Here is a 17,176-nt window from a genome sequence, read left to right on the forward strand (position 1 = left end):
TAATAGTAAAAAGCGGATTAATAAATACGCTGTTCATCGTCGCCAAACATTAATAATGCGTGGCTAAAAAAACGGGCGGTATATTGCGTATTTGGCAGCAGATCCCGGCCATGACGCGTTTCGATAATCAGACTGCCGCCCGCCGGATTACGGGCATAAGCAAATGTCTCGCTGCCGAGTTGTTCCAGCATATCGATGGTCAGCGTCAGCGAAGCGTCTCCCTCATCGGCAAATTGTTTTGGACGGATGCCAATTTTTACCCGGCTTCCTTCGGCGATCCGGGTTTTAATGGGGACGGTGATTCTGGCTCCGGCAAATTCCGGCAGTGACACCAGCGCCCCGTGTTCACTCTGGGCAATAATTTCGCCCGCGATAAAATTCATTCTCGGCGAGCCGATAAATCCGGCGACAAAAAGGTTGGCCGGATCGTCATATAATTCCAGCGGCGATCCTACCTGTTCTATTTTCCCCGCGCGCAATACCACGATTTTATCCGCCAGGGTCATGGCTTCCACCTGATCGTGGGTGACATATATTGTGGTGGTTTGCAGTTCCCGATGCAGACGGGCGATTTCGATGCGCATTTGCACCCGCAGTTCGGCATCGAGGTTGGAAAGCGGCTCATCGAATAAAAAGACTTTCGGATCGCGCACGATAGCCCGGCCGATCGCCACGCGCTGCCGCTGGCCGCCCGACAGGGCTTTGGGCTTGCGTTTCAGCAACGGTCCCAGCTCTAACGCGGTAGCCGCCTGCGTCACTTTTTTTTCAATTTCCGCTTTCGGTAAGCCCGCGTGCTTAAGGGCAAACGCCATATTCTCTTGTACCGTCATATGCGGGTAGAGGGCGTAGGTCTGAAATACCATCGCGATGCCACGCTGGGAGGGATCGACGTCGTTCATCCGCACGCCGTCAATGGTCAGCTCCCCGGCGGAGATCTCTTCCAGCCCGGAAATCAGGCGCAGCAGCGTTGACTTGCCGCAGCCGGACGGGCCGACAAATACCACAAACTCGCCGTCGTTAACTTCTAAATCGACATCCTTGATAATTTCAATTTTGCCAAATGATTTATAGATACCCGTTAAATTTACTTTAGCCATTTCACTCTTTACCTTTTTAGCCTGCCACGCTATTTATTGGTCAGGCAGTGTTATTTCACTGAACCTAACATTCCCTGAACAAATTGTTTTTGCATCGCAAAGAAGACCAGCAGCATCGGCACGGTGGCGATCACCGTCACCAGCATAATCGCGCCGAAATCAGGCGAGTAAGCTGAACCCAGGGAGGAAATTACCAGGGTGAAGGTTTTCTGCTCGTTGGATTGCAAAACCAGTAATGGCAATATGTAACTGTTCCATGCCGACATAAATACGATGATAAACGCGGCCGCATAGGTTGAACGCATGACCGGAATATAGACAAACAAAAATATCTTCCACTCTTTTAATCCGTCCACCCGCGCGGCATCGCGTAAATCTCCCGGAAACGCTTTGGTACTCTGGCGAAAATAGAAAATAAGATATACCGACGTAATGCCGGGTAAAATCACCGCCAGATGCGAATTGATAAAGCCGAGCGTTGCCAGCAACGTAAACAGCGGGATCATCGTGGCGGCAAAAGGGATCATCATGGTTAACAGCAGCCCCTGGTAAATTTTTTCTTTCACCCTGGAGCGGAAGATCTCGAAACCATAGCCCGCCATTGAGGAGATCAATAGCGTTAATATGGAACCGACGATGGCTATTTTACTGGTGTTCCACAATATCAGTCCGATATCAAAGGATTCATTCAGCTTTTGAAAGTTGGCGAGCAACTGATGACCAAAAGACATTTTCCCTTTGATAATATCGGTACTGGAATTTGTCGCGCCAATCAGCATCCAGATAAACGGGAATACGGAAATAAAAGAGATCACCACCATAAACAGGTAGGTTAAGCTCCGGCGAATAATTCTGAATCCAGGCATTAATCACGCTCCCTTGCCAGCCAGAACTGAACAAATGCCAGTATTGCCACTAAGACGACAATGACGTAAGAAACCGTCGCGGCATAACCATAATTGGGGACAAACTTGAAGGACAGATTATAAATGTACATCGACAGGGTTAAGGTACTGTTTACCGGGCCTCCCCCGGTAATATTCATGGTTTCATCAAACAGTTGCAGCGTACCGATTGTCGAGGTGACGGTGGTAAATAAGATAACCGGTTTCAGCATCGGAATGGTGATAGATAAAAATTGCCGGGTTTCTGATATGCCATCAATGCGCGCGGCTTCATAAATCGAGCGGTCGATATTTTGCATCGCGGCAATATAAAAGATCATGTTATAACCGGTCCAGTGCCAGGTAATCGCCGAAGCGATGACTATTCGCGCCCAGAAGGGATCGGATAACCACGAAATAGGTTCGGAAATAATCCCTGACGCCAACAGGGCATAGTTAATGATGCCATCAAACGAAAACATGCTTTTGAACAGGATCGAGTAGGCCACCAGCGAAGTGATACAGGGTAAAAAGACCGCCGTGCGCCACAGACCCCGGAATCTGAGGTTAGGGATATTAAGGCACGCGGCGACGATCATCGCCAGCACGATCATCACCGGCACCTGGATCACTAAAAAAATAGACGTGTTAAACAGCGTTTTATGGAAAATCGGATCGTTCACCAGTCGGTATATATTACTCAGGCCGACAAAGCGGGTGATCATCCCCTGTCCGGCATGAAACGACAGCCATAATGATTTCACGACCGGATAAAGCGTAAATGTCACCACCAAAAATAGCGCAGGTAAAACAAATCCCCAGCTATTAATCACCATAGTTTGTTTAGGACGCAATAACGCCATAACGAATCCTCATATAACAGGGTACACAATACCCGTCATACTGCGGGCTGCCGTACCCGCTCGCAGCCCCCAGTAGACGAAGTACACGAAGTTATTGAATCTGCGTTTTTACCTGTTCCTCAATATCGCTTAATGCCTGGTCAATCGGCTTGCCTTTCAGAATTTGCGGAAGCTGCTCAATCAGCGCCATTCCCGCTTCGTCAGAATAGATACCGTAATTTACGCTGGGGATTATTTTCAGCCAGTCGCTAAAATCACTCCAGATGTGCGTATTGCCAAAATAAGGAGCGGGCGCGTTATAGGCATCACCTTCGCGGGCTAACAGATTGGAACTCATTGCTCCCCGCTCTTTCAGGATGGACTGATAAAAATCGATATTGTGAACGTAGATGTCGCTGAGAAAATTAATGGCGATGTCTTTCTGTTTACTGCTGGCGAGAACGTACCAGCTGGAACCGCCGAGGTTAGACGCATGGGTTGCGCCTTTCACTCCTTCCATAATCGGGATTTCGGCAACCCGCCATTTCCCGGCCTGGTTGGGTTCCGCTTTGATGGTGCTGATCCCCCAGACGCCGGTGATCACGCTGGCAACGTTATTTTTATCGCTGTTCAGCGCATTGGTGGCTTCCGCCCAGCCGAATACCGGTTTGACGATCCCGGCGTTGTTGATTTTGACATAATATTGCAGCGCGGCTTTTAATACCGGGTTATTGGCGATCGTTGGCCGATTGTCTTTATCGAAATACCACGATCCTGCGGACTGCATCATGATCGTCACCAGCGGATTATCGCTGGGGTCGGCGGCGAGCATTTTCTTGCCGGTTTTACTGGTGACCTGCTTGCCAATTTCTATGTAGCGATCCCAGGTCAGATTTCTCATATCTGCGTCGCTGAAACCGGCCTGCTCAATGATGTCTTTACGGTAAAACAGCGCCGTTACCCCGGAATCAAACGGAATGCCATAGATTTTATTTTCATAGGTCATGGTCGCTATTTTTTGATTGGCAAAAACGTTGTAATCAATTTTGCCGTCAAGAGGCTCAAATGCGCCGGGATAGAACTGGATATAACGCTGTATTTTATTGTCTTCCAGCAGAACAATATCCGGTAGCCCCTCGGTGACGCCGGAAGCCAGCATGGTCTGAAGTTTTTGCTCAACGTCAGATTTTCCCATGTCCACCACGTTAAAGGTCACATCGGGATGGGTTTTACGGTAAATTTCTCCCGCTTGTTTCATAATGGGAATATTGAAATGAGGGTCCCACGACCAGACAGTAATTTCTTTAGCCTGAACGCTAAATACGGCACCTAATGCCAGTGAGGCAACAAATAGTTTACGCGTGATCATATCCATGATTCCTTTTGATATTTGATGTTCCGAACTTTTTCCGTCTCTCCAGTATTTGCTCATCCATGAGCAAATCCGCTAAATCTCACCGATGCGCGAGGGTAAAAGACCAGTGATATTCCGGCTCCTGCAATAAATATTCAGGATGAACGCTCATGGTCCAGGAATCATCGCCGCCCACACCCATATGGAAACCATCCAGCGTCAGCCATACGCCTTTTTCCTGCTGCATTTGGTGCCAGTGTGAGGTTGTCATTAACTGACGTCGGCCATACGGACTGAGTGAAAAATGGAAACGGCCCGTTACCTGCCAGTCATGCCATGAGAGCGCGCGGGTATCGCAGCGCAGGCCGTTTTCCGACGGAGAGATGTACGGCGTGGTCATCGCCGATAGCGGCAGCGTCCAGCGGGAAAAATGCGCCGATGATTTGCGGTCGGGATAATTTTCATGCGGCCCCCGGCCAAGCCAGGTGACGGGAGAATCATCGGCGACCAGCTGGCATACCGCGCCGATGCGGGGCAGGGGAGGCAGCGTCATATCACGTTTCACGTCGATCGCCACCTGTAACTGACCGGCATGATCGATGCTCATCGTCCACTGGCTGATAATCATCGGCTGGTGACGATCCCCATCGGTCGGTAAGTAGTAAGCGTGGAGGGCGTTAACCACCACGCCGCTGTGCGTTGTGTCGGCGGTGCAGCTGTGGCAATGATGCGCTAAATCATACAGCCCGGCGGCTTTCCAGCGCCCGTCCCAGACGTTCATATTCATGCAGGCCGGATCGCCGCTGCCGACATCGTTATCCAGCGGCGCACGCATAAACTGATCGACCAGCGGTTCCAGAAGCTGTGGCTCGCCATCAACGCGCCATTGGGTGAGTGCGCCGCTATGACGGCAGATTTGCCATTGCTGATTCTGCCAGGCAATTTGATAGTACCGGTCAGTGGCACAGAGTTCAGGGGCGGCAATCAACTCCGCCGCCTGAAGGGCAGGAAGCGGCGTCGGCAGCGGCCACTGTTCGCGGGCGCAGCAGTGACCAGCCTCGGCCCAGGCGGTGGGGGCAATATGCTCGACGGAGATATTCAGCCAGACCATATCATCGTCGGGCTGCGCGGCAAAACCCGTCGCGCACAGGACAATCTGCCGGGTTTCGCCGGGAGCCAGTAATAATGGCAGCGTACCCTGCTGGCGGACGTCTCCCCGCGCTTCAATCGCCCAGTACAGGCGTTCGTTATCGCTGGCTCTGAACAGATATTCGCTGGTGACAGCAATGGTCAGAGGGCGGGTGCTGATTAACTGAAACTGAAAAAACTGCTGATGATATTTTGCTTCGATCAGGCTGGGGTGCGGGGTGCGATCCGGGAAGACCAGGCCGTTCATGCAGAACTGGCGATCGTTCGGGGTATCGCCAAAATCGCCGCCATACGCCCACCACGGATTGCCTTCATCGTCATAGCGGGTCAGGCATTGATCGGCCCAGTCCCAGATGAATCCGCCCTGCAAACGAGGATACTCACGAAAAGCCCGCCAGTAATCGGCAATGTTGCCAAGACTATTGCCCATCGCATGGGCATATTCACATAAGATGAGCGGGCGATTTTCACCGGGTAAACTCAGCCATTTTTTGATGGCCCATTTCGGCGGGTTTTCTTCTAGGGTGGTATCTACGCGCGCATACATCGGGCAGATAATATCGGTGGCCCGGGTATCGGCTCCGCCCCCTTCATATTGCACCGGCCGCGTCGGGTCCTGCTGCTTAACCCAGTTGTACAGCGCCGTGTGAGACGCACCGAAGCCAGATTCATTCCCCAGCGACCAGATGATAATGCTGGGATGGTTACGGTTGCACAGCACCATGCGGGTAACCCGCCCGGCGTAAGCGGCCAGCCACAGCGGATCGTCCGATAAACGGTTTACCGGGTCCATGCCGTGCGTTTCGATATTGGCTTCGTCAATCACGTACAGCCCATAGCGGCTGCATAATGCATACCACTGCGGCTGGTTGGGATAATGCGAGCAGCGCACCGCGTTAAAGTTATTCTGCTTCATCAGCAGAATATCCTCGAGCATGTCCTCGGGGGTAATGGCATGGCCGGTTAGCGGGTGATGTTCGTGACGGTTGACGCCGCGAATCAAGACCGGCTTGCCGTTGACCTGGAGCAGGCCATCCTGAACAACGATGGTGCGAAAGCCGACGTCACAGGCCTCGCTGACCAGCAGCCGATCGTTTTCATCCAGTAACGAAATGACCAGCCGATACAGCCAGGGTTGCTCTGCGCTCCACAATAACGGGTTATCAATCGTGAGTTCGATTTGCAGGCGCTCGGCGTAGCCCTCATGCCCGGCTCCGGCGTCTTTCGTCGCACAGGCGATTTCTTCGTCTTCGCGCCAGAGCGTGGTTTTCACCCGGTATCCGCAGGCGGCAGGAACGTGATGCAGTGTGACGGTGGCGGATAATGTTCCCCGGCGGAAAGCGTCATCCAGCGCGGTTTCAATGGCATAATCGGCAATCGATTGGGTCGGGAGATGGAGCAGGGTGACGGGGCGGAAAATACCGCTCATCCGCCACATATCCTGATCTTCAAGGTAAGTGCCCGCGCTCCAGCGGAAAACCAGCACGCACAGGCGGTTGTTTCCGGGGTGAAGAACATCGCTAAGATCAAATTCAGCAGGCAAACGACTATCCTGGGAATAACCTATCCAGCGACCGTTACACCACAAATGAAATGCCGAATCCACGCCGCCAAATATAATTCGCGTCTGCCCCGTGTTTTGCCAGTCTTCAGGAATAATAAAATCCCGCGAATAACAGCCGATCGGGTTTTCATGCGGAACCTCAGGCGGATTTACCGGGATGGGATAACGAATATTGGTATAGATGGGGGTGTCATATCCCTCGGTTTGCCAGGTGGAGGGAACATTAAGCGATTTTGCATTCGGCAGGGTTTCAGTCAGCCATGTTTCAGGAACATTTTCCGGGCAGCTAAAATAACTAAACCACCATTCACCATTCAGGGAGATTTCTGCCGGGGATACGTGTTCATTGCGTGCGGCATTCTCGCAGTGCCAGCCGTGTAATGGCGTATGGGCTTTGAGTCGGTTGATTGCATTAACTGACTGATTTTGCCAGTCATTTCTCGCGATAATATCGGCCAGCCTTGCAGAGTGGGAAGGCTGTTGAACAGGTTTCATCATCTTATTCATCGAATCCGTTAAGTTATATCTTAATTAAGAGTCACTACAAGTATTGATAAGCATGACTACAAAACATTGCTCACCGGACACGGGATGAATATGTACTCTTGCGGCTATTTCATTGACAGCGATTTATCCGCGAAAGCGCATGTCAGTCACAAACTAATAATTATTAATTTTATTAGTTGCGCATGGCTGCGCAGAGAGGTATATAATGGAACGTTTTTTTTGACTGGATTTTACGATCGCCAAAGAAGGTATCGCTGATAATATATATCAGTGACCAGCTACAGAGTTATTTATTTGTAAAAATAAAACGCGAAATTTAATATCGCGATATTGGGTGAATGATGGCGTTTAAAATAATGTGTTTTTACCTCAGTCAGACAGCGCGCCCCGGCGCTGTCTGAAAGGAAAGCTTAATCCAGATCCGCCCCGTTACTGGCAATCACTTTCTTGTACCACCAGAACGATTTTTTCCGTTTACGATCCAGCGTGCCGTGGCCCGCGTCATCGCGGTCAACGTACACAAAGCCGTAACGCTTGCTCATCTCGCCGGTTGAGGCCGCCACCAGGTCAATACAGCCCCAGGTGGTGTAGCCGATCACCGGAATACCGTCGGCAATCGCTTCGCCCATCGCGCGGATGTGCTCACGCAGATAGCTGATGCGATAGTCATCGTTGATTTCTCCGTCGGCGTTGATTTCGTCATGCGCGCCGAGGCCGTTCTCAACCAGAAACAGCGGCTTCTGATAGCGGTCATACATCATATTCATGGTAATGCGCAGGCCCAGCGGGTCGATTCCCCAGCCCCATTCGCTGACCTGAATATGCGGATTACGCAGCGATTTAACGATATTCGCGGCATTGGTGTTTTGCGCGTTCATGTCTGCGGAGGCGCAGCGCGAGGCGTAATAGCTGAAGGAGACGAAATCGACAGTATTTTTCAGCAGTTCGTCATCGCCGACATCTTTTACAATGGTGATGCCTTTTTCACGGAACGTGCGGGCGGCGTAGGCCGGATACGCGCCGCGCGCCTGAACGTCGATGAAAAACAGGTTTTCCCGATCTTTTTGCAGCGCCATCCACACATCTTCCGGCTTGCAGGAGTAAGGATAAAAATTACCGCCCGCCAGCATACAGCCGACCTGATTCTGCGGGTTCACCTCATGGGCGATTTTGGTTGCCAGCGCGCTCGCCACCAGCTCATGATGCGCGGCCTGGTATTTCACCTGCTCCTGGTTTTCACCCTCTTCAAACACCAGACCCGCGCCGGAGAAGGGGCTGTGCAGCATGATGTTAATTTCATTAAAGGTCAGCCAGTATTTCACCAGACCGTCAAAGGCTTCAAAACAGGTCCGCGCATAGCGGGCAAAAAACTCAACCATTTTGCGGTTGCGCCACGATCCGTATTCCGTCACCAGATGCATCGGCACATCGAAATGGCACAGCGTCACCAGCGGCTCAATATTGTACTTTTTGCACTCGGCAAATACCGCGCGATAAAACGCGATGCCTTCTTCATTCGGTAAGGGTTCATCGCCGTTCGGATAGAGGCGGCTCCAGGCAATGGAGGTGCGAAAGACGGTAAAGCCCATCTCCGCCATCAGCGCGATGTCTTCTTTATAGCGATGATAAAAATCAATCGCCTCGTGGCTCGGATAGTATTCATCGTCGCGCAGGGAAAAGCGTTTTTGCTGACCCAGCTTGACCGCCAGGCGGTTTGCGCCGTGCGGGATCATATCGACGGTGGTCAACCCTTTACCGCCTTCCAGATACGCGCCTTCAGACTGATTAGCGGCAAGCGCGCCGCCCCATAAAAAAGTGTCCGGGAATTTCATGCAGTACCTCGTTCAGTATCCATGTGTTTGACTGGCTCCGCCTCTGTGCGGCGCGCTTCTTCAACCGGAATATCCTCAAAGCCCAGCATCAGGGTGAGGATAAATGACAGCACCACCGCCAGCGCCATGACGCCGAATACCCAGAAAATGGTCATTGGCCGGGCCGGGTCGAAAAACTGGACGCTGGTGAACAGGCCGGGAGCTGCCATCGAATGGCTGGCCAGCCCGGCGATGCCCGCCACCGCGCCGCAGACAAAGCCGCTGATCAGGCTGGCAATCAGCGGACGCTTAAGGCGTACCGCCACGCCGTACAGCGCCGGTTCAGAAATGCCCGCCATAATCGCCGAGGCGGCCGCAGCCAGCGCTGTCTGGCGCAGTTCCGGGTTTTTAGTCTTCCACGCCACCGCCAGCGACGAGCCGCCAAGCGACAGGTTTGCGCCAATTTCTGACGGCATGACCATGCCTTCTTTACCCGTTTCGGCGATGGTCTGAATGATGGTCGGGGTAAACACACGGTGCATCCCGGTCATCACCAGTAGCGGCCACAGCGCGCCCATAATCGCCACCGATAGCCAGCCCAGATAGCCATGAATAGTGTAAACCAGCGCGGAGATGCCGCTACCGATCCAGATACCAATCGGGCCAATCAGCAGGATCGCCAGCGGGGCGGCAATCAGGACGATCAGCATTGGCTTCAGGAAGTTTTTTGTCACCGCTGGCGTGATGCGATCCACCCAGCGTTCGATATACGACAGGCACCAGGTCATCACCAGCGCCGGGATCACCGTATAGGTATATTTCACCGCCGTCACCGGGATCAGCGCAAATTCCACCTGTTCCCCCTGCGCGGCCTTCGCCATTAACTCGATAAACGCCGGGTGAACCAGCACGCCCGCGATGGCAATCGCCAGGGAAAGATTGGTTTTGAATTTGAGTGCCGCAGAGGCGGCGACCATCAGCGGCAGGAAGAAGAATGCGCCGTCGCCAATGACCGTCAGAATGCTAAGCGTGGGCGAGCCTTTACTCAGCACGCCGGTCATTTCGAGGATCATCGCCAGCAGCTTGACCATTGAACCGCCGATGATCGCCGGGATCAGCGGCGACATGGTGCCGATCAGCGCGTCGAGAATGCCCGCGCCGATGCGCTTAAGCGTCAGTGGCTGCTTGCCCGTCGGCTCCACCGGCTGCATGTTTTCCGGCAGCAGGCTCACCACTTCGCGATATGCCTGAGAAACGGTATTGCCAATAATCACCTGACACTGCGCGTCGTTGCGCACCACGCCGAGCACACCGCTGATGCTTTTCAGGGTCGCGCTGTCAATCAGGCTGTCGTCTTTTACTACAAAGCGCAGGCGGGTCATGCAGTGGGTCACTGCGGCAATGTTATCCGCTCCGCCCAGCGCGGAGACCACGGAGTGGGCCAGCGGGGCATAGTTCTTTGCCATCGGATCTGTATCCTGTTTTATCAATAAATAAATTCATCAGCGCGATGCATTGATGAAACTTTGTATAGGAAACCGGTTTCACAAAAGAATGATGAGTTTGAAGCTGGTGGGCAAGATCTAAATTTTTGCGTATTCAGAATCGTGATTCAGATCACTTTGCTTCCCGGCGCGGTCGCAACAGGATGCTGTAAAAGCGCAGGGGCTGAAGTACACTGCTGCTCATCAGGTTCAGAGGATGAAAAACATGGCAACGATGCTGGAGGTAGCGAAGCGAGCGGGCGTGTCGAAGGCCACGGTTTCGCGGGTGCTGTCGGGCAATGGCTACGTGAGCCAGGAAACGAAAGAGCGCGTGTACCAGGCGATCGAAGAGAGCGGCTACCGCCTTAATTTACTGGCGCGCAATCTGGCGACCAAATCCACCCAGACGCTGGGGCTGGTGGTCACCAATACCCTTTATCACGGCGTCTATTTTAGCGAATTGCTGTTTCACGCAGCGCGGATGACCGAAGACAAGGGGCGCAGGCTGATCCTCGCCGACGGCAAGCACAGCGCCCAGGACGAGCGGGAAGCCATAGAGTATTTGCTCGATCTGCGCTGTGACGCGATTATTATCTACCCGCGTTTTCTGAGCGTCGAAGAAATGGACGCAATTATCGAGAGTCATTCGCAGCCAATTATGGTGATTAACCGCCGTCTGCGGCGCAACACCAGCCACTGCGTCTGGTCCGATCAAAAAGCCTCCAGCGTCAGCGCCGTGGCGCAGCTTCTCGAGCTCGGCCATCGCGATATCGCGTTCATTACCGGCTCGCTGGATTCGCCCACGGGCATTGAACGTCTGGCGGGGTATAAAGAGGCGCTGGCGCAGCGCCGCATCCCGGTGCGCGAAGAACTGATTGTGGAAGGGAAATGGACCCCGGCATCCGGCGCAGCGGGGGTGGAAACGCTCGTTGCCCGCAATGTGCCGTTCTCGGCGCTGGTCGCCAGCAATGACGACATGGCGACCGGGGCCATGAAGCAGCTCCATCAGCATGGCCTTCGCGTTCCGCATCAGGTTTCCGTGCTGGGATTCGATGACTCCGCGCTGGCTCCGTGGCTGATCCCCGCGCTTTCCAGCGTAAAAGTTCCGGTGACGGAGATGATTAAAGAAACCATCAGCCGCCTGATTTTTATGCTCGACGGCGGCGAATTTAACTACCAACAAACCTTTCCCGGCGAGCTTATCATTCGCGACTCCATCACCCGGGGTCCGCACGGCTGATCCTCGTCAGCTGTCATCGTCACTTCTGTCGATGACAGCGGTCTCGTTTTTAAATTCCTTTATATATCAACGCAGTAATAGTTGGCGCGGATTATGCATACTCCTGCGCGTTATCCGCCATTACTGGAGAGTTTGATGAACCGTTTCATCATTGCTGACGCGAGCAAATGCATTGGTTGTCGCACCTGCGAGGTGGCCTGTGCCGTGTCCCATCAGCAGGATCAGGACTGCGCGTCGCTGACGCCGCAAAACTTCCTGCCGCGTATTCACGTGATTAAAGGGGTGAATGTTTCAACCGCGACGCTGTGCCGTCAGTGCGAAGATGCGCCCTGCGCCAACGTCTGCCCGAACGGCGCAATCAGCCGTGATAACGGCTTTGTGCATGTGATGCAGGAACGCTGCATCGGCTGTAAAACCTGCGTGGTTGCCTGCCCTTACGGCGCAATGGAAGTCGTGATGCGCCCGGTGATCCGCAACAGCGGCAGCGCGCTGAACGTGCGCGCCGAGAAAGCCGAAGCGAATAAGTGCGATCTCTGCCACCACCGCGAAGAGGGTCCGGCGTGCATGGCCGCCTGTCCGACTCACGCGCTGGTGTGCGTTGACCGTAACAAACTTGAGCAGTTAAGCGCCGAAAAACGCCGTCGCACGGCGCTGGACGCGGCAACTTCCCTGATATTTTAAATTTCATCCCTTTCACTTTTAACAGGTCTGTTACTGATGAAAAAAATTACGAGCGTATGTCCTTATTGTGGTGCTGGCTGTAAGTTGAAGCTGGTGGTCGAAAACGATCGCATTATCCGCGCCGAAGCGGCAGATGGAAAAACGAACCAGAACGAACTCTGCCTGAAGGGCTACTACGGTTGGGATTTTCTTAACGACACCAAACTGCTGACGCCGCGCCTGACGCAGCCGATGATCCGCTATCAAAAAGGCGGCAAGCTGACGCCGGTAAGCTGGGATGAAGCCATTCGCTACACCGCCAGACGCCTCGGCGAGATCAAAGCGCAATTCGGGCCGCGTGCCATTATGACCACCGGCTCATCGCGCGGGACAGGTAACGAAACGAACTATGTGATGCAGAAATTCGCCCGTGGGGTGCTGCACACCAATAACGTCGACTGCTGCGCGCGCGTGTGCCACGGTCCGTCGGTGGCCGGGTTGCAGGAAGCGCTCGGTAACGGCGCGATGAGCAACTCGATTGAGGATATCGAAAACTCCCGCTGCCTGCTGGTTTTTGGCTACAACTGCGCCGATTCGCACCCCATCGTGGCGCGCCGGGTGATCAAAGCGAAACAGAACGGGGCGAAGATTATCGTCTGCGATCCGCGTCGGATTGAAACCGCGCGCATTGCCGATCAGCATCTGCAAATCAACAACGGCTGCAACATGGCGCTGGTGAATGCCTTCGCTTACGTGCTGCTGGAAGAAAATCTCTACGATAAAGAATACGTTGCGCGCTATACCACCGGGCTGGATGCCTATCGCGACGTGGTGAAAGATTATGCGCCGGAAGCGGTGGAGCACCTGACCGGCGTCTCTGCGCAGCAAATTCGTCAGGCGATGCGGACCTATGCCGCCGCGCCGTCCGCCACCATTATGTGGGGCATGGGCGTGACCCAGTTCGGGCAGGCGGTTGACGTGGTGAAAGGGCTGGCGAGCCTTGCGCTGATGACCGGTAATCTGGGGCGCGAGCACGTCGGCGTTGGTCCGGTGCGCGGTCAGAACAACGTCCAGGGCGCGTGCGACATGGGCGTGATCCCCAATCAGTTCCCCGGCTATCAGGATGTGGTCGATCCGCAGGTGCGGGCGAAATTTGCCGACGCCTGGGGAATTGACGTTAATCAGATGGACGACAAAGTTGGCGTGCGGATCACCGAAGTGCCGCATCTGGCGCTGGAAGGTAAGGTCAAGGCCTACTACATCATGGGCGAAGATCCGCTGCAAACCGAAGCGGATTTAGGGCTGGTGCGCAAAGGTTTTGAAGCGCTCGATTTTGTGGTGGTGCAGGACATCTTTATGACCAAAACCGCCGAGCAGGCTGACGTCCTGCTGCCCGCCACTTCCTGGGGCGAGCACGGCGGCGTCTTCACCTGTGCGGATCGCGGCTTCCAGCGTTTTGAAAAAGCCATCGAGCCGAAGTACAACGTCAAGCGCGACTGGGAAATTATCAGCCTGCTGGCCAGCGAAATGGGCTACCCGATGCATTACGACAATAACCAGCAAATCTGGGACGAAATGCGCGAGCTTTGCCCGCTGTTCTACGGCGTGACGTATGAGAAAATGGGCGATATGGGGCACGTACAATGGCCGTGTCCGACGCTGGATCACCCCGGCACCCCGTTCCTTTACGAAGGCAACACGTTCTCCACGCCGGATGGCAAAGGGCATCTTTTTGCCGCCCAGTGGCGCGCGCCTGCCGAACGCCCGGATGAAACCTGGCCGCTGGTGCTGTGTACTGTGCGTGAAGTCGGGCACTACTCCTGCCGCTCAATGACCGGTAACTGCGCCGCGCTGCAAACGCTGGCCGACGAGCCGGGCTTCGTGCAGATCAACCCGCATAACGCCGACGCGCTCGGCGTGAAGGACGGGCAACTGGTGTGGGTGGAATCGCGCCGGGGAAAAGTCATCTCGCGTGCCAGCGTCAGCGAGCGTATTAACAAAGGCAGCGTGTATATGACTTATCAGTGGTGGATTGGTGCCTGTAACGAACTGACCCAGGATAACCTCGATCCGATCTCCAAAACGCCAGAGACCAAATATTGCGCGGTGCGAGTGGTCGCCATTGCAGATCAACGGCAGGCGGAAGAGTATGTGGATACCACCTATCGCAATATGAAAGGACGGCTGCGCGAGGCCGTGGCGGAGTAACAGGAAGACAATGAGCGACAACGGCGTCCGCATCCGCATCTGCGGGAAAGTGCAGGGGGTGGGCTTCCGCCCCTTTGTCTGGCAGATGGCGCAGCAACTGCATCTGCTGGGCGATGTCTGTAACGACGGTGCGGGCGTTGAAATTCGGCTGTTGGGCGACGGCGACGGCGTTGTCGCCCATTTGCTGGCGCATTGTCCGCCGCTGGCTCGCATTGATAGTACCGATCTCCGGGCGATGCGCTGGGAGATCGTCCCACAGGATTTCACCATCCGCCAGAGCGCGGCGGGAAGTATGAGCACTCAAATTGTGCCCGACGCCGCTACCTGTCCGGCGTGCCTCGCCGAAATGAACGATCCGCGCGAGCGGCGCTACCGCTATCCGTTTATTAACTGTACCCATTGTGGACCCCGGTTCACCATCATTCACGCCATGCCTTACGACCGTCCGTTAACGGTAATGGCGGATTTTCCGTTATGTCCCCGCTGTCATGCCGAATATGGCGATCCCGCCGACCGACGTTTTCACGCCCAGCCCGTCGCCTGCGAAACGTGCGGGCCGGAACTGCGCTGGCAGCGCGGCGCAGACACCGCCAGCAAAGAAGCGGCGCTACAGGCGGCGGTGAGCCTGCTGGCGTCCGGCGGGATCGTCGCCATTAAAGGGCTGGGCGGTTTTCATCTCGCCTGCGATGCCCGCAACCCGGCGGCGGTCGCGGAACTGCGCGCGCGTAAACGCCGCCCGACAAAACCGCTGGCGGTGATGCTGCCGGGAGCGGGGGCGTTACCGACGCAGGCTTACGCGCTGTTAACTACCCCAGCGGCACCGATTGTGCTGGTGGATAAATCCTGCGTGGCGGATCTCTGCGCGCAAATCGCGCCGGGGCTGAACGACGTCGGCGTCATGCTGCCCGCCACGCCGTTGCATCATCTGCTGATGCAGGCGCTCAACCGTCCGCTGGTGATGACTTCCGGCAATCTCAGCGGCAGACCGCCTGCTATCACCAACGCGCAGGCGCTGGCGGATCTGGCGGATATCGCCGACGGTTTCCTGCTGCACAACCGCGATATCGTGCAGCGGATGGATGATTCGGTCGTGCGCCAGAACGGGGAAATGCTGCGCCGCGCGCGCGGCTACGTGCCGGACGCGCTGCCGCTGCCGCCGGGCTTTCACAACCTTCCACCGGTTCTGTGCCTGGGGGCCGATCTTAAAAATACCTTTTGTCTGATGCGCGGCGAGCAGGCGGTGCTAAGCCAGCATCTTGGCGATCTCAGCGACGACGGCACCGAAGCGCAGTGGCGCGAAGCGCTGCGCCTGATGCAAAACATCTATGACTTCGTGCCGCAACGCATCGTCCACGACGCCCATCCTGGCTACGTTTCCCGCCAGTGGGCGAGCGGGATGGATCTTCCCGCTGAAAGCGTCCTGCACCACCACGCCCACGCCGCCGCCTGTCTGGCAGAGCACGGCTGGCCGCTGGATGGCGGAGAGGTTATTGCCCTGACGCTCGACGGCATCGGGATGGGGGACAACGGCGCGCTGTGGGGCGGCGAGTGCCTGCGCGTCAGCTACCGCGAATGTGAACGTCTCGGCGGCCTGCCTGCCGTCGCGCTGCCCGGCGGCGACCTGGCGGCACGTCAGCCGTGGCGAAACCTGCTGGCGCAGTGTCTGGCTTTTATCCCGGATTGGCAGCGCTACCCGGAAACGGCGGCGCTGCAACGCCAGAACTGGCCGCTGCTGGCGCGGGCAGTAGCACGCGGGATCAACGCGCCGCGGGCGTCGTCCTGCGGGCGCTTGTTTGATGCGGTGGCTGCGGCGCTGGATTGCGCGCCGGTCACGCTAAGCTATGAAGGCGAAGCCGCCTGCGCGCTGGAAGCGCTGGCGGCGGGCTGTAACGGGGTTGGACATCCGGTGACGATGCCGGTTAATGGCGCTGAACTGGATCTGGCGACCTTCTGGACGCAGTGGCTGAACTGGCAGGCTACCCCCGCCCGGCGCGCCTGGGCTTTCCACGACGCGCTGGCCGCCGGATTCGCCTCGCTGATGCGCAGCCAGGCGCGGGCGCGCGGGATTAATACTCTGGTTTTTAGCGGCGGCGTGATGCACAACCGCCTGCTGGTTTCGCGTTTCCGGCATTATCTGGCGGACTTCACGCTGCTTTTCCCGCAGCAGCTTCCGGCTGGCGACGGCGGGATAGCGTTCGGGCAAGCGGTGGTGGCCGCCGCGCGTCTGCTCCCCCTGGAAGGCTGAGGGGCTGAAAAGCGGTGGATTTGGTGTATGTACGTTCCCCCCTCTCCCCCAGGGAGAGGGGACAGTCCGGGTTCACGGTGAGGTCCGGGGACGGTTTTCCCCCTCTCCCTCGAGGGAGAGGGCCGGGGAGA

Annotated in this window: 11 protein-coding genes; 4 read left to right on the top strand and 7 right to left on the bottom strand. The window is 55.6% G+C overall.

The features are described from left to right. Positions 1–17: 17 nt before the first annotated feature. The 7 genes from RT197_RS21535 to ascF form a co-directional block, all read right to left on the bottom strand. Positions 18–1,097, bottom strand: coding sequence for a sn-glycerol-3-phosphate ABC transporter ATP-binding protein UgpC (locus RT197_RS21535; RefSeq protein WP_312953264.1), 1,080 nt, complete (start codon positions 1,095–1,097; stop codon positions 18–20). Between the two features lie 50 nt (positions 1,098–1,147). Further along, a complete protein-coding gene (locus tag RT197_RS21540) occupies positions 1,148–1,963 on the bottom strand; it encodes a carbohydrate ABC transporter permease (RefSeq protein WP_312953265.1) in 816 nt (271 codons plus the stop codon). Further along, positions 1,963–2,844: a sugar ABC transporter permease gene (locus RT197_RS21545; protein ID WP_312953266.1), complete on the bottom strand. Its 882-nt coding sequence runs from the start codon at positions 2,842–2,844 to the stop codon at positions 1,963–1,965. Before RT197_RS21545 ends, RT197_RS21540 begins: the two co-directional genes overlap by 1 nt. 91 nt (positions 2,845–2,935) lie before the next feature. Then, a complete protein-coding gene (locus RT197_RS21550) occupies positions 2,936–4,192 on the bottom strand; it encodes a sugar ABC transporter substrate-binding protein (RefSeq protein WP_312953267.1) in 1,257 nt (418 codons plus the stop codon). Between the two features lie 85 nt (positions 4,193–4,277). After that, complete coding sequence (locus RT197_RS21555) at positions 4,278–7,388, bottom strand: beta-galactosidase (RefSeq protein WP_312953268.1); 3,111 nt, start codon at positions 7,386–7,388, stop codon at positions 4,278–4,280. A gap of 419 nt (positions 7,389–7,807) precedes the next feature. After that, positions 7,808–9,229, bottom strand: a complete 1,422-nt coding sequence (locus RT197_RS21560) for a 6-phospho-beta-glucosidase (RefSeq protein WP_312953269.1) — start codon at positions 9,227–9,229, stop codon at positions 7,808–7,810. Beyond that, a complete protein-coding gene (gene ascF / locus RT197_RS21565) occupies positions 9,226–10,674 on the bottom strand; it encodes a PTS cellobiose/arbutin/salicin transporter subunit IIBC (protein ID WP_312953271.1) in 1,449 nt (482 codons plus the stop codon). Before ascF ends, RT197_RS21560 begins: the two co-directional genes overlap by 4 nt. Before the next feature lie 244 nt (positions 10,675–10,918). On the opposite strand from ascF, the gene RT197_RS21570 reads away from it, so the two are divergent. The 4 genes from RT197_RS21570 to hypF all read left to right on the top strand — a co-directional run bounded on the left by RT197_RS21570 (position 10,919) and on the right by hypF (position 17,045). Continuing rightward, positions 10,919–11,932: a LacI family DNA-binding transcriptional regulator gene (locus tag RT197_RS21570; protein WP_312953275.1), complete on the top strand. Its 1,014-nt coding sequence runs from the start codon at positions 10,919–10,921 to the stop codon at positions 11,930–11,932. Positions 11,933–12,067: 135 nt separating this feature from the next. Beyond that, positions 12,068–12,613, top strand: coding sequence for an electron transport protein HydN (gene hydN / locus RT197_RS21575; protein WP_312953272.1), 546 nt, complete (start codon positions 12,068–12,070; stop codon positions 12,611–12,613). A gap of 36 nt (positions 12,614–12,649) precedes the next feature. Then, positions 12,650–14,800, top strand: coding sequence for a formate dehydrogenase subunit alpha (fdhF, locus tag RT197_RS21580; RefSeq protein WP_312953273.1), 2,151 nt, complete (start codon positions 12,650–12,652; stop codon positions 14,798–14,800). Between the two features lie 10 nt (positions 14,801–14,810). Continuing rightward, complete coding sequence (gene hypF, locus RT197_RS21585; protein ID WP_312953274.1) at positions 14,811–17,045, top strand: carbamoyltransferase HypF; 2,235 nt, start codon at positions 14,811–14,813, stop codon at positions 17,043–17,045. The last annotated feature ends 131 nt before the right edge of the window (positions 17,046–17,176 follow it).

It is taken from the genome of Superficieibacter sp., assembly GCF_032071645.1.
Classification (GTDB): Bacteria; Pseudomonadota; Gammaproteobacteria; order Enterobacterales; family Enterobacteriaceae; genus Superficieibacter.

What these genes read in the sequence shown, in the direction of transcription:
- RT197_RS21535 (WP_312953264.1), bottom strand. Translation starts at nt 1,097, where the DNA reads ATGGCTAAAGTAAATTTAACGGGTATCTATAAATCATTTGGCAAAATT.
- RT197_RS21540 (WP_312953265.1), bottom strand. Translation starts at nt 1,963, where the DNA reads ATGCCTGGATTCAGAATTATTCGCCGGAGCTTAACCTACCTGTTTATG.
- RT197_RS21545 (WP_312953266.1), bottom strand. Translation starts at nt 2,844, where the DNA reads ATGGCGTTATTGCGTCCTAAACAAACTATGGTGATTAATAGCTGGGGA.
- RT197_RS21550 (WP_312953267.1), bottom strand. Translation starts at nt 4,192, where the DNA reads ATGATCACGCGTAAACTATTTGTTGCCTCACTGGCATTAGGTGCCGTA.
- RT197_RS21555 (WP_312953268.1), bottom strand. Translation starts at nt 7,388, where the DNA reads ATGATGAAACCTGTTCAACAGCCTTCCCACTCTGCAAGGCTGGCCGAT.
- RT197_RS21560 (WP_312953269.1), bottom strand. Translation starts at nt 9,229, where the DNA reads ATGAAATTCCCGGACACTTTTTTATGGGGCGGCGCGCTTGCCGCTAAT.
- ascF (WP_312953271.1), bottom strand. Translation starts at nt 10,674, where the DNA reads ATGGCAAAGAACTATGCCCCGCTGGCCCACTCCGTGGTCTCCGCGCTG.
- RT197_RS21570 (WP_312953275.1), top strand. Translation starts at nt 10,919, where the DNA reads ATGGCAACGATGCTGGAGGTAGCGAAGCGAGCGGGCGTGTCGAAGGCC.
- hydN (WP_312953272.1), top strand. Translation starts at nt 12,068, where the DNA reads ATGAACCGTTTCATCATTGCTGACGCGAGCAAATGCATTGGTTGTCGC.
- fdhF (WP_312953273.1), top strand. Translation starts at nt 12,650, where the DNA reads ATGAAAAAAATTACGAGCGTATGTCCTTATTGTGGTGCTGGCTGTAAG.
- hypF (WP_312953274.1), top strand. Translation starts at nt 14,811, where the DNA reads ATGAGCGACAACGGCGTCCGCATCCGCATCTGCGGGAAAGTGCAGGGG.